The sequence below is a fragment of the Thalassotalea sp. PLHSN55 genome, from assembly GCF_052030545.1.
Taxonomy (GTDB): domain Bacteria; phylum Pseudomonadota; class Gammaproteobacteria; order Enterobacterales; family Alteromonadaceae; genus CANMXU01.
The window spans coordinates 223,262-246,603 of sequence record NZ_JBPDIH010000004.1 but is presented as its reverse complement, the minus strand read 5'-3'; the positions used below and the strand labels follow the sequence as shown (position 1 = coordinate 246,603).

Below are 23,342 nucleotides of genomic sequence, written 5' to 3'. Positions count from 1 at the left end.
GCCAAAATTGTTAAAGCTTTATATAATAAGGCTTAGCAGCATAATAAAGAAAAAATGTCAGTAAATTGACAGAGTTACCTTTTACTAAATGACGTAGATTTGTCGGTAATTTGATGTGAAATTAAATACTTTTTAAAGTCTGTTTCTGGCAGTGGTTTACTGTATAAGTAGCCCTGTAGTTGCTCACAACGCAAGCCCGCTAAAAAGCTAAGTTGGTGATTGGTTTCTACACCTTCGGCAACTACTTGTAGGTCAAGGTTATGTGCGATAGTGACAATGGTTGCCACCATGTTTCTACCTTGCTCTGAGTGTTCAATATCATCAACAAATGCTTTATCTATCTTTAATGTATTCAGTGGGAACTTCTTTAAGTAAGCTAGCGATGAATAACCTGTGCCAAAATCGTCAAGCGATAAATGAATACCCATTTTTCGTATTTGTAACATGGTATCGATTGCTTGCTGCGGAGAGTCCATTACTGTGCCTTCGGTAATTTCTAATTCAAGGTATTTGGCAGGTAATTGGCTTTCTCTTAAAATGTCTTTGATCATTTCAACCAAGTTAGGTTGAGTAAACTGCACTGCGGAAAGGTTGACGGCAATGCGACCATCAAATAGTTTTTCATCAACCCAGCGTTTAGTGGCAAAACAAGATTTACGTAAAACCGTTTCACCAATGTCAATAATTTGGCCTGTTTCTTCAGACACAGGAATAAAGGTCAGCGGGCTGATTATGCCTTTGTTTGGTGTTTCAAAACGAACTAAGGCTTCCATACCCGCGATTTTACCGGTCGATATTTCAATCTTAGGCTGATAAAACACTGAGAATAAGTCTTCTTTTAAACCGTGTCGTATTAAGTTTTCTACTTGTAAGCGTTTTACCGCTTTTTTATTCATCGATTCATTAAAAAACTGGTACTTATTACCGCCAGAATCTTTAGCGTGATACATAGCTGTATCGGCATTTTTCAATAGCTCTTGTGAACTGACACCATCTTCAGGGTACAAGACAATACCAATACTGCTGTAAAGTACCACTTCTTGATTTTTCAATTTAAATGGCTGTGCAACGGTGCGTAATATTTCTTTTGCTATCGAAGTAATAGTATGAATATCGTTAGTATTTTCAATAATTAAACTAAATTCATCACCACCTAAACGGTAGACGGTATCTTGTTTACGCCCAATCGTTAAAATGCGCTCAGCCACTTTACATAATAAAATGTCGCCAACTTCATGCCCCATAGAGTCGTTAATTTTTTTGAAGTTATCTAAGTCAAATACCAACAAAGCATGTGGTATTTTGCTGCGCACGAGTCGTGTTTGATTAGCTTGGAAATAAGAGCGGTTTGGTAAGCCTGTTAATGTATCTGAACTGGCAAGTTTTCTTAGTTCGGCTTCGGTTTCTTTGCGCTTGGTAATATCTGAAAAAACGCCAACAAAGTGAGAAATATTATTGTTTTCATCACGAATAATATCGATATTTAAATCGGTAAGGTAGGCTTCATTATTACCGCGGTAACTTTCTATTTCACCATGCCAGCTACCTTTGGTAATCAAGTGCTTTTTGACATTTAGGGTAAATTGCTCAGAATAACGGGAAAAGTTTAACTGTTTGCCTATCATGCTTGATTTGGTTTTCTGGGTAATGCGTTGATAAGCCTTGTTAACATCAACCACATTAAATTGTCGGTTGTATATAACAACGGCATCCGAGATATTTTCAATACATTTTGCAAATAATTTTAAACTTTCTTCCGCTTTTTTTATTTGGCTAATATCTTTTAAGGTACCTGTCATACGCGTTGGTTTATCATTTTCATCGCGCTCAACAACTTTGCCGCGATCGAGTACCCAGATCCATTGGTTGTTTTTATTTTTAACACGATAGGTAACTTCAAATAATTCTGAGTCACTTTCCACATGATCGGTTAACGCTTGTTTAACACGAGGAATGTCATGAGGGTGGATATTGGTTTTTTCAGTACCATCTTCATTTAAACCACCGTTTCTTCGACCATCTTGAGGGAATTCAAGAATCCCCCAAATGTTTGAACGATAAATACGGCCAGTAACGATATTCCAATCCCACATTTCATCGCCACTACCCCATAGTGATAATTTAAGGCGCTCTTCACTTTGTTTAATATGTAAATGATACAAACGTTTATGGCGCAACTGCTGAAGGATATATACCACGACAAGTAAAAACACTAACGTATAAACCACTATCGCACTACTTGATAGCCACCAAGGGGGCAAGATATTTATATTAATTGAGTGAGTTTTAAGCTCGTTAGGTTGATGAATATCGTACACTTGTACTTCAAATGTATAATTACCTGGGCTTAAATTTGTATAGGTTGCTCTTCTATTATCGATACCAGACTCTATCCAGTTTTCTTCTAACCCTTTTAATTTATAACGATACCGTATTTGTTCTGGAAGGCGCGCATTAGGCGATATGAACTCTAGACTAAAAGGTGACTGCTGATGTTTTAGTACGAGTTTGTTAATGCTATTCAGCTGTTTATTAATACTAAACGTATTTTTTTTGTTTTTCGGAGATGATTTTACTTTTATTTCTTTGTTTGCTATTAACAGCTTAGTGAATATTGGAGAAGAAAATTTTTGTTCAACTTTTAATACTTCATCTGGTTTAAACTGATAAAAGCCATTGATACCTCCAAAATAAAAGTTACCCTTTTTAGATCTTAAGGCGGAATTCTTAAGTAATTCATTGTCTGAATTTGTAAAACTATTATCAAAATTCTGTACTGTGTTGGTGTTTGGGTTAATTACGCTAATGCTTCTGTTGGTAGCAACCCAAGCGTTATCGTTCTCGTCGGTTAGTAAAGAAGCTATATAGTTATTTGAGAGGTTATTGTTTTCATCAAATACTGTCGTTGTATTATTTTTTTCGTTAAATAGAATAATTCCCTGATCGGAAAGTAGCCAAACCCAATGTTTATTGATGACTATATTAGTTACGGTACCTAAATTTGAAGAGTTTAAACGGCTTGAACTCGATGCAATAAATGTCTTTGATTCAATGTTAAATTTAAATGTTTTGTGTTTTTGGGATACAAGCCAAATATTACCGTTATCTTTAGTTAATCCTTTAAATTTGTCGTTATTTGGTGAAATATAAGTTTTAAATTTGTTGGACTTGCTATCAAAGCTTGCTAATTTTCCATTGTTGTCGATAAACCATATTAAATTATCTAAGACGATAAATAAGTAGTTGTTGTCGTAATTTGACTTTTCCTTCCACTGCGTAATTTCTTTGTACTTGTAGTCTTTACTGGAAAAATTATACATGGAACCTGAAAGAGAAATCATCCAAATATTGTTATCACTACCTGCTTGCATTTGAAAAATGCTGTCATCAATTTGTGTTGGAGATGTAATAATTGAATTATTGGGAGTAATATAATTTAAGCCAGAAGTTTGTGAAGAAAACCAAACGTTTCCGTCAGGAGTTTCAGTAAAAGCATCAATCATATTACTTTCTATGTCGTACAGCTTATGTTGAAACTTTAAGGCGACTGGGTTAAATACATTGACTCCTTTACCGTATGTACCAAACCAAAAAACACCTGAAGAATCTTTAAATATATCTAAAATCCAGTTTTCAGAAATTGCTTTAGGGTGGCTCTTGCTTACATGTGTTGAAACTTTGTCGGTATGTAAATCTATAATATTTAAGCCATCTTCTGTAGCGATAAAAAATTTAGAACCACTGAGGTGCTCTATGTTACGCACTTTATTTGATATAAGAGAGTTCGGTGTGTTATTTACTGTGTAGTGTTTATGAATTTTGTATTCTTTACTAATGACATAAGCGCCATTGTCGGTTGCTAGCCAGTAATATTGACCAGTTTTTTGCATATCGTTTAAGGTATTAGCTTTTAACGTTAATCCCCAGTTATTATCATTTCTTAAAGCTACAGCTGTGGTGACATCTGAATTAGCTAAAAAGATACCGTTTTCGAAGGTGCCGAGCCAAAAGTTTTCGTTGCTATCTTGGAAAATGGTTTTTATTTCAGTTAACTGCTCGTCTAGTCCTTCAACGTGAACACGATTAAAGTTCTTTTTATCTTTATTAAAAATATGCAAGCCTGACTGAGTCGATACCCAAATTTTACCTGCGTTGTCTTGGTAAATATCCCAAATGACATTATCTTTTAGTGAGCTATTATCGCCATTAACATTGGTAAAGCTTTCAAAGTTGTCGTGAACATTGTCGTAGCGGCTTAAACCGTTTTGAGTACCAACCCATAAAGTATTGTTATTATCGACGAAAACTTTTCGAATAAAGTTATCTGCAACGGATGAGGGGTCTGTATTGTTATGTCGGTACTGGGTGAAATTCTCACCGTCGTATTTGTTTAACCCGTCTTCTGTCGCGACCCAAATAAAGCCTTCAGCGTCTTGAGTAATGCTATAGGCATAACTTTGTGACAAACCGTCGTTGATTGACAAGTGCTTAAATTTTAGTTGTTCTTGGTTTGAAAATGCAGCAAAAGATAATTGGCTAAAAAACAGAAAAAAGAGCGCTAAGGCTCTTATATATTTTACTGGTTGGTGACATTTTTTGAATAGTGATAAATACACTAATACAACCTTGCGTTTTTAATAGTTACGACACAATCAGGTAATGAATGACGTTGTACCTATATTGCTTATTATTTTTATAATCTACCGATATTAAAAGTGATAGGTAGACGAAGTCAAATAATTTAACGGTACACTTGTATCGGCAGGTTTAATATTTTCTTTCGAAATTATTTGTAATTTCTTCAATGCTGGTCACAGATTGTGTTTCACCTTTGAATTTATTGCATAAATCGTCACTTTCAAATGAAAGTAAATTGAGTCGATCAGTGTTTGCTTGTTTGACTAAGTTTTTTTCAATAAAAGATAAAATATCGCTAAACTCGAGTGACAACAGGGCATCAATAACTTGTTGTTTATGATCAAACAGGTTATCCCCATTAGTAATCGCCGCCCAAAATCGTTGGCTTCGTATTCGTAAACTGGTGTCTTTTTCTTGCAATTGCCCAGCCAAACCGTGTTGTAGTTGCTGCCATTCGTGCTCAGAAAACTCTGCCAATAAGGTTTGATAATTATTAATGAATTCATCCATAGCATTTGCCAGCGCAGGTGCTTCGGTATGTGGTGATTGAATGTAAAAAGCGATACCTGGGAAGTTGTGAATTGGTACGTAACCGATACCCACTAAATAACCATATTGTTTTTCGGTACGCATTTCTTGAAAAAAAGCCGGAGACAATAATTGGCTAGTGACGATTGTTTTTGCAATGGTAAGTGGTGACTTATCATTTAGTGGATAATACAGCACAGCTGCATGATCATGCTGTGGCAATACGATAGGAACACAAAGCTCACCTTTTGAAGTAATATCAATAAGCGGAACGGCAACCTTATATTGCTCACCGCTACTGCCTTGAAGGGAGTTTTCTATTGTTTCACTCATCGCAAGGGCGGTTTTCTGATGCCAGTTACCATGAATAAGAATATCGAGCGATACCTGTTTCGAGACTTGTTCGGCAAAGCTGATAAATTGCTGATAGCTAACTTCTTTTAACGCGTCATAAAGCGCAGTCGCGCTCGGGTTACTTGGTTGTAACGTTGAACTGAGTACTGAAAATAGCTGAGAAATCGATTTACTTTTATCAGTATGTTGCCATTTATTAAGCAGTTGAGCTTTTAGTAACGTAAATATATTTTCGTCAAAAGAAACATTTTTTAAACTAACCAACAGTTTAGCGAGTAAGTCGCCTTGCTTTTCACTTAAACCTGAAAGTTGTAGGCTTAAGCCACCTTGGTGAGAATATATATGGTAGTGAATACCTGCTAACTCAGCGTCGTAATAATCTTCGGTAATAGCATCGGTATAAATATCAACAAATAAGCGCGTCATTGCAATATTTGTGACGTTTTTAATAGTTATCGGCGCATCCATGCCGACATAAACATACCCTTTAGGTACTTTAAATGTACTGTCTTGTTTAAACCAAACATTTAGCCCGTCTTCCTGTTTGATCAGCGTGGGAGTTTTGGCCTTATTATTCAGCTGCTTGTCTTCTAACGGTAAAACTTGTGGTTGTTTTACGATGTATGGATTTTTAATGGGTAAGAAAAGTTGCTTGAATATCGCAGGGGTTAACCAACGATCAATGTTATCTTGTTCAATTTGACTGACGCGATAAGGGACTTTGTACCATTTACTGGTTTGGTCAAATTCATTGGCATGGCTAATGTGCAATAAGCGCATATTGTTAGGTGAGAGTAAGCTGACTAATTCATCAAAGTCTTCTTGCTTAAGTCCTTGCATTTTATAGTCGCCGTATATGTAATCTTCTTCCATATAATGTTGCATATTAACAACAAGTTGGCTGACATTATCTAGCGGACTTAGCTTTTCTTGGTAATTAAACGAAAGTTCAGCAATTGCTTGTTTTTCATCGTAATAGTCTTTTCCAATAGTGTTGTTTTTTATCAAAGCCACAAAGCTGAAAAATATTTCTACAATATCGTCTATATGACGTTCACCTAATTCGGTTAGCGCAATACTAATATTAAAATCTTTAAAGTTTGAACCGTTGATACCTGAACCTGCGGTTAACGCGACAGCCCATTGTTTTTGCTTTAACAAAGATAAAATACTGCCTCGACCTTCATAACCTAATAAATAAGCAATCAGTGATTCAGGTTTTTGTTGATACAAATGGTCGATACACGGTAGTGCAAAACTCATCAATAACTGCCGATCGTTTTTTACCGGTTTTATGTGAATGATTTTTTGCTGATGCTCAGGTAAATATAACGGCTCGGTAAAACATGGTAAGGCTGTTGCTGTTGAACGTATGTCAGCAAAATATTGTGTTGCGTAGTCAGCTAGTTCAGCAATAGATTGAGGGCCTTCCAATACTAAGGTCATGTATTGTGCGTAGTAATAATCATTAAATAGCTGACAGAGCTCTTCTCGAACCGACCCCGTTTGTTTATCGCCTAATGTTTCACTACTACCTACTGAAAATTTCGCAAAAGGGTGGTTAGGGTTGATCGTCTCTTTGTGCACATCGTATAAACGTCGAATATCATCTTTGAGTTTAAGTTTAAATTCAGCGTCAATATTTTTACGTTCAGACTCAACAAAGGCTTGTGATAATAATGGGGTGATAAAAAATTGGCTGAAGCGATCGAGCGCTTGTTCAAAGTTTTGTGCACTTATATCAAAAAAGAAACAGGTATGTTCGGTTGCGGTCCACGCATTGTGATGACCACCGTTTTGGCTGATAAATTTTTGATATTCACTTCCGTCTGGGTATTTTTCCGTGCCTAAGAAAAGCATGTGCTCTAAGAAATGCGCTAAGCCTTGTCTATGTTCAGGGTCACTAAAATGCCCCACGTTCACCGCTAACGCTGCCGCAGCTTTATTGTTTTGTTCATTGTGAACCAGTAAAACGCGCAAACCATTGCTCAAGGTGAGTGTTTGATATTGTTTGCTGTCGTTAGGACTTTGCTTCAACTGAGGCTCCTATTATTTATCTGGCACAATGAAAACAGCAAATTGACAAGGACGAATTTGAATTAGGTGTATGTAATTTAATCACTTAAATTAAGCATAGACCTTAAATTACCCTAAGGAATAACTTGAGTCCAATTATTCTTAACTAAGGTTATTATTTGCGAGAATTTGCTATACACTATGGGGAAAATTATCTAATTGCAGATCTTAGGTGAATTTAATGCAACTTTTTATAATGCGTCATGGTCAAGCTCAAATACACGGTAACTCTGACGCACAAAGGCCTTTGACCGAGCAAGGAAAGTTAGAAGCCTGTTTAATGGCTAAATGGTTGCAACAAAACCAAGCTGAACTTGAACATGTTTATGTTAGCCCTTATTTACGTGCCCAACAAACATGTGACGCAGTGCTTGCGCAATTAGATGCTAGCCCAATAAAACACACCTTAAACATGATCACACCAGAAGGCTCAGCGCAAGAATTTCATGATTATCTTGATGGCGTTTGCAGCGTTGAAAAAATGAATAATATTTTGGTGGTTTCACACATGCCTTTAGTGAGCTTTTTAGTGGAAGAGTTGACCATAGAGCAAAATGCGCCAATTTTTCAAACCGCAGCGATCGCGCACATTGACTACGACTTAAAGCGCATGAAAGGGCAGTTAGTACAACTTATCGCCCCTGATGATATTTGCTAGCCACTAGCAAAGTAATGGCGTTCTAGTACTCGCTTTTAGCAAATTTATCTTTTAATTCAACTAACGCTAAAATTGCGCCATTGCCGCCCCATTCAAGTGGTGCTTGATGAAACGCCATAATGTCAGGGTGTTGCACTAGCCAGTGCGGCACCTTGTTTTTTAATACTCTTGAACCTAAGCCATGAATAATACAAATACAGTGGGCATGCTCTTTTTGGCAAGCAAATAACAAGGCTGCTAATTCAGCTTTTGCTTGTTGTTGGTCTAAACCGTGTAAATCCAGAATTAAGTCAGGTGCGTATTCACCCCGTCTTAAACTTTTCGCTAAAAAACTGTCAACGCCATCGCGCACATATTTCATTGGCCCTTGTTGGCTTAAGTCGGGCTCAAATTCGTCTGAAAAGTAAAAGCTGGCGTGCTGTTTTGCCTCTTTTGACAAGGTGACTTTTTGCTTCGTCACTTTTTTATTGTGCTGCACAGTATCTTGTACCAAAGGTTTAACCTTACCTATGGCATCTTTGAATAACTGTTTTTCTTGGCTAGATAATGCGTCTTTAAATTTCATTTGGGCATTATATCCGTTAGCGAAATGAAGTTATAGTGTTGAACGCGGACTAAAAAGAACAAAATAAAAAACAAATTCAATAACGTTCTTGCTCATTCAATGATAAAATTTTTCATTATTATCTATCAGTAGGAAAAGCAGTGAGTGAATTAAACATCACCCAAATTAAAGAACAGCTGCACAATGTTGGCGATTATTTACGCTTTGCCACCAGTCAGTTTAATCAACATGAATTATATTTTGGTCATGGTACTGATAACGCATGGGATGAAGCCGTTGCACTGGTAATGTTTGCCTTAAACCTGCCAACAGAGCTAACTGACACTGTTCTTGCTTGTCGATTACTTGATGATGAAAAAGAAACCGTGCTTGAATTTATTCAGCGTCGTGTTAAAGAAGGTATTCCTGCGGCCTACATCACTCATCAAGCATTTTTTGCGGGTATGCCTTTTTATGTTGACGATAGAGTATTAGTGCCACGTTCACCTATTGCTGAATTAATCGAAAATAGATTCAGTCCAATGATCAGTGAGCAAAACCCGCCAAAACGTATTCTTGATTTATGTACCGGCAGTGGCTGTATCGCAATAGCGTGTGCTCATTATTTTCCTGAAGCGGAAGTGGATGCGCTTGATTTGTCGGTTGATGCGCTAAATGTGGCGCAAATAAATATTGAAAACCATGGGCTTGAAGAACAAGTTATTCCAATTCAGTCTGATGTTTTTACTGGGATCGCCTACCTAAAATATGATTTAATTGTTACAAATCCTCCTTATGTCGATCAAGAAGACGTTGATGCGCTGCCAAATGAGTTTTTGCACGAACCGCAAATGGGGTTAGGGTGCGGGGATGATGGCTTAGATATCGTCCGTAAAATTTTGGCGCAAAGTGCAGAGCATTTAAATGACAATGGTATTTTGATCTGTGAAGTGGGTAATTCACAAATTCATGTGGAATCTGTTTATCCAGAGGTACCATTTACGTGGCTAACATTTGAACGTGGTGGTCATGGCGTGTTTATGCTTACTAAAGCACAATTAGAACAATATTCAGCAATTTTTAATGAACAGGTAATTTAATTAAAATGTCAGGCAATACTTTCGGAAAATTATTTACAGTCACCACATTTGGTGAAAGCCACGGTTTAGGTTTAGGTGCCATCATTGATGGTTGTCCTCCTGGCATTGAACTCAGTGAAGCTGATTTACAAGTCGATTTAGATCGCAGGCGACCTGGAACGTCGCGTTATACCACTGCGCGACGTGAAGCTGACGAAGTTAAAATTATGTCGGGTGTATTTGAAGGTAAAACCACTGGCACACCCATTGGTTTAGTGATCAAAAATACCGATCAGCGCTCTAAAGATTACGGCGATATTGCGCAAACCTTTAGACCCGGACATGCAGATTACACCTATTGGCAAAAATACGGCATTCGTGATTACCGTGGCGGTGGACGCTCATCGGCACGTGAAACCGCAATGCGCGTTGCTGCTGGCGCGGTTGCCAAAAAGTTCTTAAAAGCTAAATTTGGCATGGAAGTCAAAGGTTATGTTAGCCAAATTGGCGATATTACCGCAGATACTGTTGATTGGAATATTGTTGAAGAGAACCCATTTTTCTTTCCTGATGAAAGCAAGCTTGAAGCATTAGACGAATTATTACGTGGTATTATTCGCAGTAAAGACTCAATTGGCGCCAAAGTTACCGTAGTAGCTCAAAACGTACCCGTTGGCTTAGGTGAGCCTATTTTTGATCGTTTAGATGCAGAAATTGCTCATGGCTTAATGGGCATTAATGCGGTCAAAGGCGTTGAGATTGGCGATGGATTTGAAGTTGTTAACCAAAAAGGCTCTGAGCACCGTGATGAGTTAACACCTGAAGGTTTTGCTAGCAACCATGCCGGTGGCGTATTAGGGGGCATTTCATCAGGTCAAGATATTGTTGCCCACTTAGCATTAAAGCCAACGTCAAGCATTGGCGTAAGTGGCAAAACAGTAAACTTACAAGGTGAGTCGGCCGATATCGTAACCAAAGGTCGTCATGATCCTTGTGTTGGTATTCGCGCAGTGCCCATTGCCGAAGCTATGTTAGCTTTGACACTCGTTGATCATTACTTACGTCATCGCGCGCAAAACGCTGACGTTGTTTGTGAAACGCCTATTATTACCAAATAATATTTGTCATCTACAATAATGTTCTCGCCATTATTTGTTCGGTTATCGTCTAGTTATTTTTGGTACTTTGCGGTAATTGGCTTAATGGCGCCTTATCTGGCGGTATTTCTCGATGGCCGTGGTTTTACCTCGCTCGAAATTGGTGAGATCTTAGCTGTAGTTACCGCCACCAAAGTATTTGGTCCAACCTTGTGGGCTGTGCTTGCTGATAAAACCGGCAAGCAACTTTCTATTATCCGCCTTGGCGCATTTCTCGCCTGCTTCGCTTTTTTCTTCTTATTCTTCTTAGATGGTTATTGGCCATTATTAATATCACTGGCATTGTTTAGTTTATTTTGGACAGCAATATTGCCGCAAATTGAAGTATTAACCTTAACCTCAATTCGTCGTAGCCCTAAAATTTATGCACGTATTCGTTTGTGGGGCAGTATTGGTTTTATTGCCTTTGCGATGTTAGCGGGCGAATTAATTGAGCGTTATGGCGCCGAGGTTTATATTGCCATTGGCATGGTGATTTTGCTTGGGCTTTTTATCTCGTCAATGCAATTAACTCAGCGGCGTTTAATTACCGTGCACCAGACAAGTAGTGAAAGCATTTTTAACAAACTCTATGATTATCGCTTTGTGATGTTCTTCTTGGCCGGCTTGTTATTACAAATTAGTTTTGGTCCGCTGAATAATTTTTTTGCGCTTTATTTAAGAGATTTACATTATCCAGCTTACGCTGTTGGCTTGATGCTTGGCATCGGTATTATCGCCGAGATTATTGTGTTTATTTTTGCTGGGCGCTTATTTCAACATTTTAGTTTAAAAAGTTTATTAGTCTTTAGTTTAGCCATTTCCATTGTGCGCTGGTTTTTAGTGGCCAGTGTTGGTGATATCGCGTGGCTGCTTACTGTTAGTCAGATATTGCATGCCTTTAGCTTTGGTTTGTATCACAGTGCATCAATGCAATTTTTGCATCGCCATTTTAATCATAATCAGCAAAATCGTGGACAAGCGATTTACATTGGCGGCGTATATGGTGTTGGTGGTGCCATTGGCGCATATGTAACAGGTTTAGTATGGCTTGATGGACAAGGTGGGCAGTTAGCCTTTTATATCGCAGCGGTTGCGGCGTTAATTGGTACCTTGTTCGCATTACTTATTCCAGCTAAATCAACTGCTTTGCTTAATCGTTAATTCCGTTTTTAGTGCAGCTTTTACCTTTGTATAAAATTGTAGCGAATTGTAAGTAATTATTGCGATTTTGCTTTTCATCTTATTTTTACTTCAATTGACCTATTTATATTCTCTTCAAATTTAATCCATCTCTATACTGAAATGAGTTGCATGAATGAGAAGATAAAATGAATTTTACCCGTACTGCATTAAAAAATCCTGCTGCCATTATTGTGATTGTTGCCTTGATCATGGTGTTTGGTTTGCTCAGCGTCTTTAAGCTTCCTATTCAACTCACTCCCGATATTGAACAACCCCAAATTAATATTTTCACTGGCTGGCGCAGCGCAGCGCCAGCAGAGCTTGAGTCGGTGATCATCGAGCCGCTTGAAAATGTCGTCAAAAATACTCAAGGGGTAACACGGGTTACCACCAATATTGGCCGAGGGTTTGGCAACATTACTTTAACTTTTGATGTTGGCGCCGATATGCAAAAAGCCATGCTTGATGTCATCAATAATCTTAACCAAGCGCCGCCGTTACCGCTTGACGCTATCGAACCGGTAGTTTCTGCTGGCGGTGGTCGAGGCGGCCCGAATACCGCCTCGTTAATGATCAAAACCTTGCCAGATAATCCCATTGAAGATTTAGGTACGTATCAAAAACTTATTGAAGATGTGGTTAAACCGCGCTTTGCCCGTATTCCCGGCATGGGACGGGTGAATCTTGCTAGCCACCGGCCACGAGAATTAAGAGTAACCTTTGATCCGATTCGCGCGGCTTCGTTAGGTTTGTCGATTAACGATATCCGCACCACCATTTCGCGCTCAAGTGATGTTTCTGCCGGTGTTGCCAATGTTGGTCGTCGTCAATATACGGTTAGATTTTCAGGCCAATATAGCGTTGAAAACTTAACAGAAATGATCATTGGTTATAGCGGCGAGCGACCTATTTATTTAAAAGATGTCGCCACGGTTGAAAATACCTTAGTTGACCGCCAAGGCTTTAGTTTGCGCAGCGGCCAACCTGCTTATTACTTTACTTTAATTCGCCAAAACGACGCCAATACCGTTGCCTTGCTTGATGAAATAAATATTGCCATTAAAGAGCTTAATGAAGGGCCATTAAAAGCGGCGGGCTTAACCATTGATTTGAGCTTTGACTCGTCGGTGCATATTCGTAATGCGTTAAAATTGGTACAAAATAATTTAGGGCTTGGCGTGTTATTGGCGTTAGGTATTTTATGGCTGTTTCTTAGAGGCATGCGCAATACCTTAATTATTGCCACCACCATTCCAATTTCACTCTTGGTCGCTTTTGTTGCTTTAAGTTTATTTGAACGAAGCTTAAACGTGATCTCACTGGCAGGACTTGCCTTTTCGGTTGGTTTAGTGCTTGATGCGGCGATTATCGTGCAAGAAAATATTGTTCGCCTGCGCAGCCAAGGGCTTGATAATCATAAAGCGGTGATGAAAGGCACTATGGAAGTCAGTGGCGCTTTGTTTGCTTCAACGGCAACCAGTGTCGCGATATTTTTACCGATACTGTTTATGGAAGGCATTGAAGGGCAGCTATTTTCTGATTTGGCGCTAACCTTATCAATCGCAGTCATTGCCTCCTTAGTAGCGGCTATAACTGTATTACCTATCGCCAGTAAGTTTTGGCTAAAAGAAGAAAATGATATCGACCCGTTTGGTCAGTTTTGGCAAAAACTAACCAACTTTGTTATGGCGCTCACCAATACCCGTAGTAAAAGGATTGGTTGGATCGCGCTATTACTTGGCGGCTCACTTGCGACAACTGTGGTGCTGATGCCAAAAACTGACTTTATGCCCAGAGCGCCTATCGATGGCTTTTTCTATAGTTTAAACATTCCACCTGGTGGCAATGTCGACTTCATTGAACATGAAATGGCAACCTTAGTTAAAGCGCGTCTTGCACCTTATTTAGCCGGTGAAAAACAACCTAAAATTAAAAGCTATAACTTTTACTCGAATGGCTCGGGTAATACCGGTGGTTTTGTTTATGCAGCCGACCCAACGCGGGTAGAAGAGCTAATGACACAAGTGCGCACTAAAGTCTTAGCTGACTTACCTGATACGCAGATATTTTTATTTCGCGGCTCAATGATTAATGTGTCCGGTGGCGGCAATGGCAGAACTATTGATATTGATATTCAAGGCGCCGATATCGAAGCGTTAATGGCGGTTGCGCAAACCGGCTTAGACGCTATTAATGAAACCATGGCAGGTACCACGGCATTTCCACGACCAAGTTTGAGCTTGTCTGAGCCTGAGCTTAATCTAATCCCCAAAGATCAGCGTATTACCCAAGCTGGTTTAAGTCGTCACGAAGTTGCCGATGCTGTGCGCGCCTATACTAGCGGCTTGTTTATCGGTGAATATTTTGACGGAAACGATCGCGTAAACGTGATTTTACGTGGCGAGCAGTGGCAAACGCCAGATGAATTAGCCTCATTGCCAATGTATTCGCCACTTGCTGGTATTCAAACCATTGGCGAGTTAACCGAAATTACTCGAACGGCAGGGCCGACACAGTTATTAAGAGTTGACGGTAGACGTACGGTCAGTATTCAAGTCTCGCCGCCGGCAACCATGTCGTTAGAAGAAGCAATTGTGATACTAAACGAACAAGTTTTGCCGAAAATGCAAGGCAATTTACCAGAAGACGCTTCTATAATTCTAAGCGGCAACGCTAATAAAATGGCATCTGCTATTAATGACATGATAAAGAACTTCGTTTTAGCGCTAGTGATTTTATTTTTACTAATGACGGCATTATTTAAGTCAGCTAAAGACAGTTTATTGGTATTATTAGTGATGCCATTGGCGGTTGCAGGTGGTGTGATAGGGTTAAATATTTTGAATGTTTTTGCCTATCAATCGCTCGATTTACTCACCATGATCGGCTTTATTATTTTATTAGGTTTAGTGGTGAATAATGCCATTTTATTGGTGGATCAAACTAGGCAGGCGCAAAGACAAGGGTTAAACCGAGAGCAGGCTGTTGCGCAAGCGGTGCGCATTCGAGCGCGCCCTGTGTATATGAGTACACTGACCAGTTTATTTGGTATGTTGCCATTGATGTTAATGCCAGGCGTTGGTAGTGAAATATACCGTGGACTTGCTACCGTTATTGTTGGCGGTATGACAGTAAGTGCTTTATTTACTTTAGTGCTGTTTCCAAGTTTATTGCGCTTTGGTGAACACTTTGGTTCAAGCAAAGATATTCCGCCACCAAGTGGCACACCAGATAATACGACAGTGACTAACTTGCCGGTTAACAACGCCAGAAGTGTCAGTAATTTTTAGGAGAATTTAATGAAAAACACGTTTAATCAACAGCTAATGAAAATTACGATAACGACCTTACTCACCTGTTGTGGCTGGTTGGCAATAGCTGCAGAAGCACCGGCAAAACCCGTGAAAGTGGACTCGGTGTTGACCATGTCTTTGGCTGCATCAACCCAGCTTAATGCCACTTTACATTCTCGCTCGCATATTCCAATTACTGCCGGAGTTAACGGGCGACTAGAGTGGCTTGCACAACCGGGCGACTATATCGAGCAAGGGCAAGTTTTAGTGAAAATGGATGTATTGCCGCTTGAGCTAAAACGCGCCGAGCAGTTAGCTGAACTGAAACGCGCACAGATTAACGTTGATTATTTAAAAACGGAATTTAATCGTTTACAAAAACTCAGTAAAACCAATGCCACTTCGCAATTTCAGCTTGATCAAAATCGCTCTAAGTATGAACTTGCACAAGCTGATATTGAAATTGCAGAACTTAAGTTAAAGCAAATTGAAGACCAGCTTAATCGCGCCACTATTACCGCGCCTTTTGCGGGTGTGGTAACAGAGAGAATAGTGCGAGCAGGCACTGATATTAATCGTAGCGATACCTTGTTAATGTTCTTAGATACTGAGCATTTAGAAGCGCGTTTATTTATTCCAATCAAATATTTGGGTTTTGTAAATAAAGGGCATTTGCTAACGTTGAGCGCAAGCGAGCAAGTGATTGAAGCGCCAGTTTCAGCAAAAATACCGAGCGCGGATCCACGCTCGCAAACGTTTGAAGTGCGCATTGATATTCCAACGCATTTAAATCAGTACTGGGCAGCTGGTCAATTAGTGCGTATTACCGTGCCAGTGCAAGCGGCAACTGAAAGCTTAACCGTACCAAGAGATGCGCTAATTTTGCGTAAAGAAGCCACTTATGTGGTCAAGGTGGAAAGTAATAATACCGTGCAACGTTTACCGGTTACTGTTGGCAAAGGAAATGTCGATCGTGTATCGATTCGCGGCGCGCTAAAACATGGTGACAAGGTCGCTATTCGTGGCGCCGAACGATTAGTTGACGGTGATAAAGTGATTATCCAGTAAGCGCCTAATAAGGGCCCAATAAGCGTGCAAATAGCCCCCCAAATGCCGTAATCAAAAAAGCATCACAATATCGTGGTGCTTTTTTTTGACTGTGATCCGTCAGTTCACTATCATCAGCTTTTCCCCTTTTTGAAGCTCTATTATGAAAACCGCATTAATTGCTAACTTTACCGGAAAGCGTTGGCTGAAGATCACCTTAAGAAGTCTACACCTTGTTGGCATTGCTGGGGTATTTGCCTCTTTATTTTCGGTAACTGATTTAAGCATATATTGGTTTATTGCTATCGCCTCTGGTGTTGGGCTATTAATGCTTGAAGCCTTGTCGAACTTAGTGTGGTTTGTGCAAGTTAGGGCGCTGGTGATGTATATTAAGCTAGCACTATTTATCTGTGTTTATATCTGGCCGATAGTTGCGTGGCAGTTAATGGTGTGCATTATTTTATTGTCTGGTGTAATTTCGCATGCGCCAAGTTCGGTGCGTTATTTTTCATTTGTTCACTTTAAAAAGATTAAGTCGGTTACCGATATAAAAGGATAAAAACGTGTCAACACCATCGAAATTATTGTCAGAAAATATTGCGCAGCTTAGCCTGTTGATCAAACCACTAAATGCTATAGATACACCTGTGTTGGATTTAGCCTGTGGTATGGGGCGCAACGGTCAATATATGTTGTCGCAAGGTTTTGCTTGTCAATTTGCCGATAGAAATAACGATGCGATACAGGCGATTAAAGCGAGCTTAACGCCGGCCGAGCAATTAAACGCAAGTTTTTGGTTGGTCGATTTTGAGCAGGCTGACTTTACTGAACTTGCTCAGCAACGCTATAGCGCCATTATCGTTTTTCGGTATTTACACCGCGCGTTATTTCAACAAATTAAACAAGCGATTATCCCTGGCGGTACCTTGGTTTATGAAACATTTACCGAGCAACACCCCCAATATGGTCGACCAACCAATCCTCATTTTTTATTAAAAAAAGATGAACTGCGTCAACTGTTTGCCGATTGGCAAATTCAGCATTATTTTGAAGGTACTACAATTTCTGAAACCGGGGGCAATTCACAAGCGATTGCGCAAATTATTGCGGTTAAACCGATTCAATAAATAGGGCGGAATGTAAGGCGTAATTGAGCTTAAAAATACGAGCGAAAAGTTGATAAATAAATAATTGTTGCTATAGGTAAAAATAATTATACTAGCGCTTTTTTAGCTAGTTCTAAACTTAGCATTAATTATAGGTGTTTCAATCACCTTATTTTTGAAGGTTTTTACGTTATGTTCGAGCATCAATTAACATCCAATACACTTTATCTTATAGGAACAGGTGAAGTGGCCAAAGCCGCGCTGTATAAATTAGTACAGCTCTACCCAAATCAAACGATTGCCATAGTTGCCGCTAATCGCTCAGGTGGTTTAGATTTATTGCGTGATAATGTCGCTCAAGATTTAGCGATAGCCAATATTAGTTATCATCAAGTTGATATCTTTAACAATATTGAGCAGTTAGAACAGTTAATTCGCGCAACGGCAGGCGAACAACCGCAAGTTATTTTTAACTTAGGTTCGCCTTATTTAGATATGAAACTAATGACATTGGCGATTGAAACGCATTGTCATTACTTTGACACTGCTTGTTACGAAGCGCTTGATACTAAAGGTTTTAGTTACCAACAACAGTTAGCGCTGGCACCAGAATTTGAAAAGCGCGGTTTAAAAGCGCTACTTGGTGGTGGTGGCTCACCGGGGATCACAAACTTGTTAACGCGACTACACGATAACAAACGCCAATGTGAAAGTGTGAAAATATTTGACTACAACGGCGGCTCTCAAAACAAATATCCATGGGCAACCAACTTCGCCGCAGAAGATAATTTAAAAGAGTTAGATAACCCGGCTAAATTTTTGAAAAATGGTCAATGGACTGAAGCACCTGCATTTTCTGAGCGTTTACATATTACCGACCCGTTAAATATTGGTGATGTTCAACCGGTTGGTTTTAATACCATTTATCACGAAGAACAAGAAACCATTAACATGGTGTTCCCGCATATCAGCAATATCTATAACTACATGAGTTTTGGTGAAGACTATATTAAATACTTTACCTTATTCCGCGATCTTGGTTTGTTAGGGGTTGAGGAAGTTTCTGATGGCCAAGGTGGAAAAATTATTCCTATTCGATTCTTAGCGTCGTTAATGCCTCATCCTCGTGAAGTTGCCCCTTTAGTTACAGGGCCAGCTGGTATGCGCGTTGAATCAGCAGGTGTTGGTTCATCTGACATGGATTTAGTGAGTGTTTGGCACATGAAGCATGAAGAGTGTTGGGCTGATACTAAAACTGGCGCGGTTGCTTGGTCAACCGGCGTGCCTGCGTGTTTATTTTTAGACGCGCTAATGCAATATAATGGCAACGGCGTCTTTGTGCCTGAAAACCTACCAAACTTATCAAGCGAGCTATTTAACGACTTAGCCGACAAGTATGGCTTACAAGTTGATTCATACAATGGTTCGGGTGAGAAGGTAAGCCTTTAATGGAGTTGTCAGCCCCACGCAGACCAACGCACATTTTTGATGAAGGTCAGTTTGAAAAAAATCTTGCGGCGTTAAAAAAGTTCAAGGAAAGCTGTAACCTTAATATTTTGCTTGCCTTAAAGGGATATAACCCTTTGCATTCTGCTGATTTGGTTAATCAATATTTAGACGGTGTTGCCGCGTCTTCGTTAAACGAAGCTCGCTCTTCATTTGAACATTACCAAGGGGAAATTCACACCTATTGTCCAGCTTATGATGAAGACACCTTTGACGAGCTAATGCGATACAGCAGCCACGTGGTGTTTAATTCTCATCAAGATTTAGCGCGCTTTGCTCATCGGGTGCCAAAACAGGTGAAAATTGATATTCGTTTGAATCTTGAGCACCATGATATGGAAACGCAAGTGTTTGCCGGCTACAACCCTAACAAGCCTTATTCTCGCTTTGGCATCACGGTGGCTGAATTTAAACCGGAAGATATTGAACGTTATGGCGTAACAGGTGTGCATTTTCACGCACTGTGTTCACAAGGCGCTGGAGATTTAAAAAGCTGTGTTAATGCATTAACGGTGAAATTTCCAACCCTGTTAGAGCAAGTAGAGCGTATTAATATGGGCGGCGGACATATGGTGTGTCGCCCTGATTATGATTACCAGACACTTGCCGAAGTGGTTTGTGATTTACAGCAAAAGTTTAACTTAACGGTGTATATTGAACCAAGTGAGCATGTTTTTGCCAACGTTGGCGTATTAAAAGCACGGGTACTTTCACTTGTTACTAATGAAATACCTATTGCTATTTTAAATGTCAGCGCTAAAAATCATATGCCTGATGTTATGGAAAGTCCTGACTATAACGTGATGATTTCAGAAGGTAATTTTGGCGATGAAAAAAAACATTGTTATATGCTAGGCGGTAATACCTGTTTAACCGGCGATGTGATTGGTCGCTATAGTTTTGATCAACCACTTGCTTTAGATGATTGCATCACTTTTTTAGATCAAACTCCATATACGCAAGTTCAATGTCATCATTTTAACGGTGTTAATCAGCCTGATTTTGTTGTATTAGATACTCAAGGTAACGTGAAACACCATAGAGTTGACGATTATCAGCGCTATTTAACTTCGGTGATACGTTAGGTGTGATTCGCTAGCTGTGATACGTTAGGAGTTAAAGGTTAGCACTTGCTTAGCAAGTGTCAAAGATAGTCATAATGACCAATAAACCCACTAAGTAATAAAACGGGAGCACAAATTGTGCTCCCGTTTTTTATTGCTTAGTTGTTTCATTGTGCTGTTATCAACAATAACTTTCGATAAATAACTGATACCAGTTTGATCATGTTATTAATCAGATTGGTATTACTTTACTTCTTCACCAGCGGCTTGTTTATCCGCATGGTAACTTGAACGCACTAACGGACCACAAGCTGCATGAGCAAAGCCCATTTTGTCTGCTTCACGTTTAAACATGTCAAACTCATCAGGATGTACGTAGCGCTCAACCGGCAGGTGATCTTTACTTGGTTGTAAATACTGACCTATGGTTAACATAGAAACGCCATGGTCACGTAAGTCGCGCATTACTTGCAAAATTTCTTCATTGGTTTCGCCTAAGCCAACCATTAAGCCAGATTTTGTTGGTACTGTTGGGTTTGCTTCACCAAATTTTTTCAACAAATCTAACGACCACTGATAGTTAGCGCCCGGACGTGCTTTAGTATATAAGCGCGGCGCAGTTTCTAAGTTATGGTTAAATACGTCAGGTGGATTTTGATTTAAAATTTCTAAGGCGCGGTCCATACGGCCACGAAAGTCTGGCACTAGCACTTCAACTTTAGTGTTTGGTGCGTGCTTGGCAATTTCACTAATACAATTAGCAAATTGTTGTGCGCCGCCGTCACGTAAGTCGTCGCGATCAACTGAGGTGATAACGACGTATTTTAACGCCATATCTTTAAGAGTTAAGGCCAACTTTTCAGGTTCATCTTCTTTTGGCGCTAATGGACGACCATGACCCACATCACAAAATGGACAACGACGGGTACAAATGTCACCTAAGATCATAAAAGTCGCGGTGCCGTGGTTAAAACACTCGGCAAGGTTAGGGCACGAGGCTTCTTCACAAACTGAATGCAGATCGTGCTTTCTCAAGGCTGACTTAATACCGTCAATACGCTCAGAAGTGCGCGGTAATTTGATACGCAACCAATCTGGCTTTCGTAACATAGTTTCTTTGGTTGAGCTAACAACTTGAATTGGGATATGCGCTAATTTGTCAGCGTCACGCAGTTTTGTACCTGGGGCAATGCGTGATTTTTTAGTAGTCATGAGATGTATCCAGTCCAGTAGAGTAACTAAGGTGTTGTGTATTCAGTAATTCGGCTAAATGTTTTACTAAGGTATCGCCAGCAAGTTCAACAGAGTTTAACTCACTAATATCAGCCGTTTGTACCATTTCTAAGCCAGCATAACCGCAAGGGTTAATGCGTAAAAATGGAGATAAGTCCATGTTGACATTCAATGCTAAACCATGAAATGAGCAGCCTTTGCGTACGCGCAGACCAAGCGATGCCACTTTTTTGTCGCCAACATATACGCCCGGTGCGTCTTTTCTTGCGCGCGCTTCAATACCAAATTCAGCTAAAGATGCGATAATGCCATTTTCAATTAGGGTGACTAATTCGCGTACGCCCATTTTTCTGCGGCGTAAGTTAATCATAAAATAAATCACCTGCTGACCTGGGCCGTGGTAAGTGACTTGGCCGCCACGGTCAACTTTTACAACAGGAATATCGCCAGGCATTAATAAATGCTCTTCTTTTCCTGCTTGACCTTGAGTAAACACCGCAGGGTGTTCAACTAACCATAATTCGTCTGCGGTTGCTTCATCACGGTTATCGGTGAAGTGCTGCATTGCTTGCCAGACTTTGGTGTAGTCCATATTGGCAAGCTGTCGAATGATCAAAGTATTTTGCAAGGGGTCATCTCGTTAATTTTTGCGGCGTTATTATAGGGGAAGCCCCGACTATATACACCCGAGTAACAGTAAGGTTATTTTAACTTTTTACTTTTAAATTTTACTTGGTCTTGATTAAAGTACGTAACGCACTTCTTCAATCGCTGTTAAGGTTTTATAAATTAACTCAATGTGCTCTTTACTGGTAACGGTAACGGCAATCGAAACCGAGTGATAGTTACCTTTAGAGCTAGGTTTGATTTTTGGAGAGTAGTCGCCCGGGGTATGTTTTTGCAATTCAGCAATAATTAAATCGGGTAATTCGTCACAGGCAATGCCCATTACTTTAAAGTTTAAAACGGTAGGGAACTCTAATAATTCATCAAACTTGGTTTTCATTTTACTCTCATACTTATGCGAGTTAATCGCTGGTAGCCATTAACGTTTGTTTAAATGTTTGAAATGCCTTGTGCATTTGCTTTGCTATTGGGCCTATTTCGCCATTAGCGATTATTTTATCATTAATCTGGGTGACAGGGCTAATTTCCCGCGAAGAACTTACTAACCAAACTTCATCGGCTTGATATACATCATCAACTTTAAGCTGCTGTTGGCAAATAGTGAGCGCTTGTTGCTCGGCGAGTTCAATAATAACATCGCGTGTAATGCCACCCAATATGTGATGATTTTTTTCTGGGGTATAAATTTGTCCATCGTTAACGATAAATACGTTAGTGGTCGTGCCTTCGGTGACAACGCCATCACGGTGTAATATCGCTTCTTGATAACCGAGCGCAATGGCTTGTTGGTGCAGCAAGATATTGCCAAGTAACGAAATCGATTTTATATGACAGTTTTGCCAACGAATATCGTCTAATAAGGTGGTTTTTATTGGGCTTAACTGTGCAATGGTGGTGGTTAATGGATTTGCCATAACCAATACTGTTGCGGGGGTATTTTCTGGAAAGTCGTGCTGCCTTTGTGGCTGGATACCGCGGGTTAATTGCAAATAAATTGATAGGTTACCGCCGCCATTTTTGCCAATGACTTGGTTAATAATTTCTTGCCACTGACTGAAGGTGTAGGGCAGGTCAAGCTCAATTTCTTTAGCGCAAAAGGTCAAACGCTCAAGATGCTCTTGAAGTCGAAAAGGCGTTGACTGATAAACGGGGAACACTTCATAAATGCCGTCGCCAAACAAAAAACCTCGGTCTAAGACCGAGATTTTTGCGGATGACTTTTCAAGATAGTCGCCGTTTAAATAAACAATATCTGTCATTGTTTTAAA

17 protein-coding genes are annotated in these 23,342 nt (G+C 39.8%); 10 read left to right on the top strand and 7 right to left on the bottom strand.

All coding sequences use genetic code 11. The features are described from left to right. Positions 1–74: 74 nt before the first annotated feature. Both ACRRSQ_RS09630 and ACRRSQ_RS09625 read right to left on the bottom strand, forming a co-directional pair. Positions 75–4,616 (bottom strand): EAL domain-containing protein, encoded by a 4,542-nt coding sequence (locus ACRRSQ_RS09630; protein WP_440875522.1) that lies wholly within the window; start codon positions 4,614–4,616, stop codon positions 75–77. 151 nt (positions 4,617–4,767) lie between these two features. Further along, complete coding sequence (locus ACRRSQ_RS09625; RefSeq protein ID WP_440875521.1) at positions 4,768–7,557, bottom strand: insulinase family protein; 2,790 nt, start codon at positions 7,555–7,557, stop codon at positions 4,768–4,770. Between the two features lie 220 nt (positions 7,558–7,777). Here ACRRSQ_RS09625 and sixA point away from each other — a divergent pair, with 220 nt between their 5' ends. Beyond that, positions 7,778–8,254: a phosphohistidine phosphatase SixA gene (gene sixA / locus ACRRSQ_RS09620; protein WP_440875520.1), complete on the top strand. Its 477-nt coding sequence runs from the start codon at positions 7,778–7,780 to the stop codon at positions 8,252–8,254. Between the two features lie 22 nt (positions 8,255–8,276). Here sixA and smrB read toward each other — a convergent pair whose 3' ends face one another. Beyond that, positions 8,277–8,819, bottom strand: a complete 543-nt coding sequence (gene smrB / locus ACRRSQ_RS09615; protein WP_440875519.1) for an endonuclease SmrB — start codon at positions 8,817–8,819, stop codon at positions 8,277–8,279. 140 nt (positions 8,820–8,959) lie between these two features. Between smrB and prmB the strand changes: the two genes are divergently transcribed. From prmB to ACRRSQ_RS09570, 9 genes are all read left to right on the top strand, one after another. Further along, on the top strand, positions 8,960–9,898 hold the full coding sequence (gene prmB, locus ACRRSQ_RS09610; RefSeq protein ID WP_440875518.1) for a 50S ribosomal protein L3 N(5)-glutamine methyltransferase: 939 nt from the start codon (positions 8,960–8,962) through the stop codon (positions 9,896–9,898). Positions 9,899–9,903: 5 nt separating this feature from the next. Next, the gene (gene aroC / locus ACRRSQ_RS09605; protein ID WP_440875517.1) at positions 9,904–10,995 is read left to right on the top strand and encodes a chorismate synthase; all 1,092 of its coding nucleotides are present in this window, start codon (positions 9,904–9,906) and stop codon (positions 10,993–10,995) included. Positions 10,996–10,998: 3 nt separating this feature from the next. Next, positions 10,999–12,177: an MFS transporter gene (locus ACRRSQ_RS09600; protein WP_440875516.1), complete on the top strand. Its 1,179-nt coding sequence runs from the start codon at positions 10,999–11,001 to the stop codon at positions 12,175–12,177. Positions 12,178–12,344: 167 nt separating this feature from the next. Further along, on the top strand, positions 12,345–15,488 hold the full coding sequence (locus ACRRSQ_RS09595; RefSeq protein ID WP_440875515.1) for an efflux RND transporter permease subunit: 3,144 nt from the start codon (positions 12,345–12,347) through the stop codon (positions 15,486–15,488). Between the two features lie 9 nt (positions 15,489–15,497). Beyond that, the gene (locus ACRRSQ_RS09590) at positions 15,498–16,559 is read left to right on the top strand and encodes an efflux RND transporter periplasmic adaptor subunit (protein ID WP_440875514.1); all 1,062 of its coding nucleotides are present in this window, start codon (positions 15,498–15,500) and stop codon (positions 16,557–16,559) included. A gap of 142 nt (positions 16,560–16,701) precedes the next feature. After that, positions 16,702–17,097 (top strand): hypothetical protein, encoded by a 396-nt coding sequence (locus ACRRSQ_RS09585; protein WP_440875513.1) that lies wholly within the window; start codon positions 16,702–16,704, stop codon positions 17,095–17,097. A gap of 4 nt (positions 17,098–17,101) precedes the next feature. Continuing rightward, on the top strand, positions 17,102–17,665 hold the full coding sequence (locus ACRRSQ_RS09580; protein ID WP_440875512.1) for a methyltransferase domain-containing protein: 564 nt from the start codon (positions 17,102–17,104) through the stop codon (positions 17,663–17,665). A 171-nt stretch (positions 17,666–17,836) separates the two neighbouring features. Next, positions 17,837–19,093 (top strand): saccharopine dehydrogenase family protein, encoded by a 1,257-nt coding sequence (locus ACRRSQ_RS09575; RefSeq protein WP_440875511.1) that lies wholly within the window; start codon positions 17,837–17,839, stop codon positions 19,091–19,093. Next, positions 19,093–20,235 (top strand): hypothetical protein, encoded by a 1,143-nt coding sequence (locus ACRRSQ_RS09570; protein WP_440875510.1) that lies wholly within the window; start codon positions 19,093–19,095, stop codon positions 20,233–20,235. The genes ACRRSQ_RS09575 and ACRRSQ_RS09570 overlap by 1 nt, the downstream gene beginning before the upstream one ends. A 222-nt stretch (positions 20,236–20,457) precedes the next feature. Here the strand turns inward: ACRRSQ_RS09570 and lipA are convergent, their stop codons facing one another. The 4 genes from lipA to ACRRSQ_RS09550 all read right to left on the bottom strand — a co-directional run bounded on the left by lipA (position 20,458) and on the right by ACRRSQ_RS09550 (position 23,333). Further along, positions 20,458–21,426: a lipoyl synthase gene (gene lipA / locus ACRRSQ_RS09565; protein ID WP_440875509.1), complete on the bottom strand. Its 969-nt coding sequence runs from the start codon at positions 21,424–21,426 to the stop codon at positions 20,458–20,460. Next, positions 21,416–22,075 (bottom strand): lipoyl(octanoyl) transferase LipB, encoded by a 660-nt coding sequence (lipB, locus tag ACRRSQ_RS09560; protein ID WP_440875508.1) that lies wholly within the window; start codon positions 22,073–22,075, stop codon positions 21,416–21,418. The genes lipA and lipB overlap by 11 nt, the downstream gene beginning before the upstream one ends. Positions 22,076–22,189: 114 nt before the next feature. Further along, complete coding sequence (ybeD, locus tag ACRRSQ_RS09555; protein WP_440875507.1) at positions 22,190–22,453, bottom strand: DUF493 family protein YbeD; 264 nt, start codon at positions 22,451–22,453, stop codon at positions 22,190–22,192. 22 nt (positions 22,454–22,475) lie between these two features. After that, complete coding sequence (locus tag ACRRSQ_RS09550) at positions 22,476–23,333, bottom strand: D-amino acid aminotransferase (protein ID WP_440875506.1); 858 nt, start codon at positions 23,331–23,333, stop codon at positions 22,476–22,478. Positions 23,334–23,342: the final 9 nt, after the last annotated feature.

Coding starts and splice junctions, on each gene's coding strand:
- ACRRSQ_RS09550 (WP_440875506.1), bottom strand. CDS start 23,333: ATGACAGATATTGTTTATTTAAACGGCGACTATCTTGAAAAGTCATCC.
- ybeD (WP_440875507.1), bottom strand. CDS start 22,453: ATGAAAACCAAGTTTGATGAATTATTAGAGTTCCCTACCGTTTTAAAC.
- smrB (WP_440875519.1), bottom strand. CDS start 8,819: ATGAAATTTAAAGACGCATTATCTAGCCAAGAAAAACAGTTATTCAAA.
- ACRRSQ_RS09585 (WP_440875513.1), top strand. CDS start 16,702: ATGAAAACCGCATTAATTGCTAACTTTACCGGAAAGCGTTGGCTGAAG.
- lipA (WP_440875509.1), bottom strand. CDS start 21,426: ATGACTACTAAAAAATCACGCATTGCCCCAGGTACAAAACTGCGTGAC.
- ACRRSQ_RS09570 (WP_440875510.1), top strand. CDS start 19,093: ATGGAGTTGTCAGCCCCACGCAGACCAACGCACATTTTTGATGAAGGT.
- ACRRSQ_RS09590 (WP_440875514.1), top strand. CDS start 15,498: ATGAAAAACACGTTTAATCAACAGCTAATGAAAATTACGATAACGACC.
- sixA (WP_440875520.1), top strand. CDS start 7,778: ATGCAACTTTTTATAATGCGTCATGGTCAAGCTCAAATACACGGTAAC.
- ACRRSQ_RS09595 (WP_440875515.1), top strand. CDS start 12,345: ATGAATTTTACCCGTACTGCATTAAAAAATCCTGCTGCCATTATTGTG.
- aroC (WP_440875517.1), top strand. CDS start 9,904: ATGTCAGGCAATACTTTCGGAAAATTATTTACAGTCACCACATTTGGT.
- ACRRSQ_RS09575 (WP_440875511.1), top strand. CDS start 17,837: ATGTTCGAGCATCAATTAACATCCAATACACTTTATCTTATAGGAACA.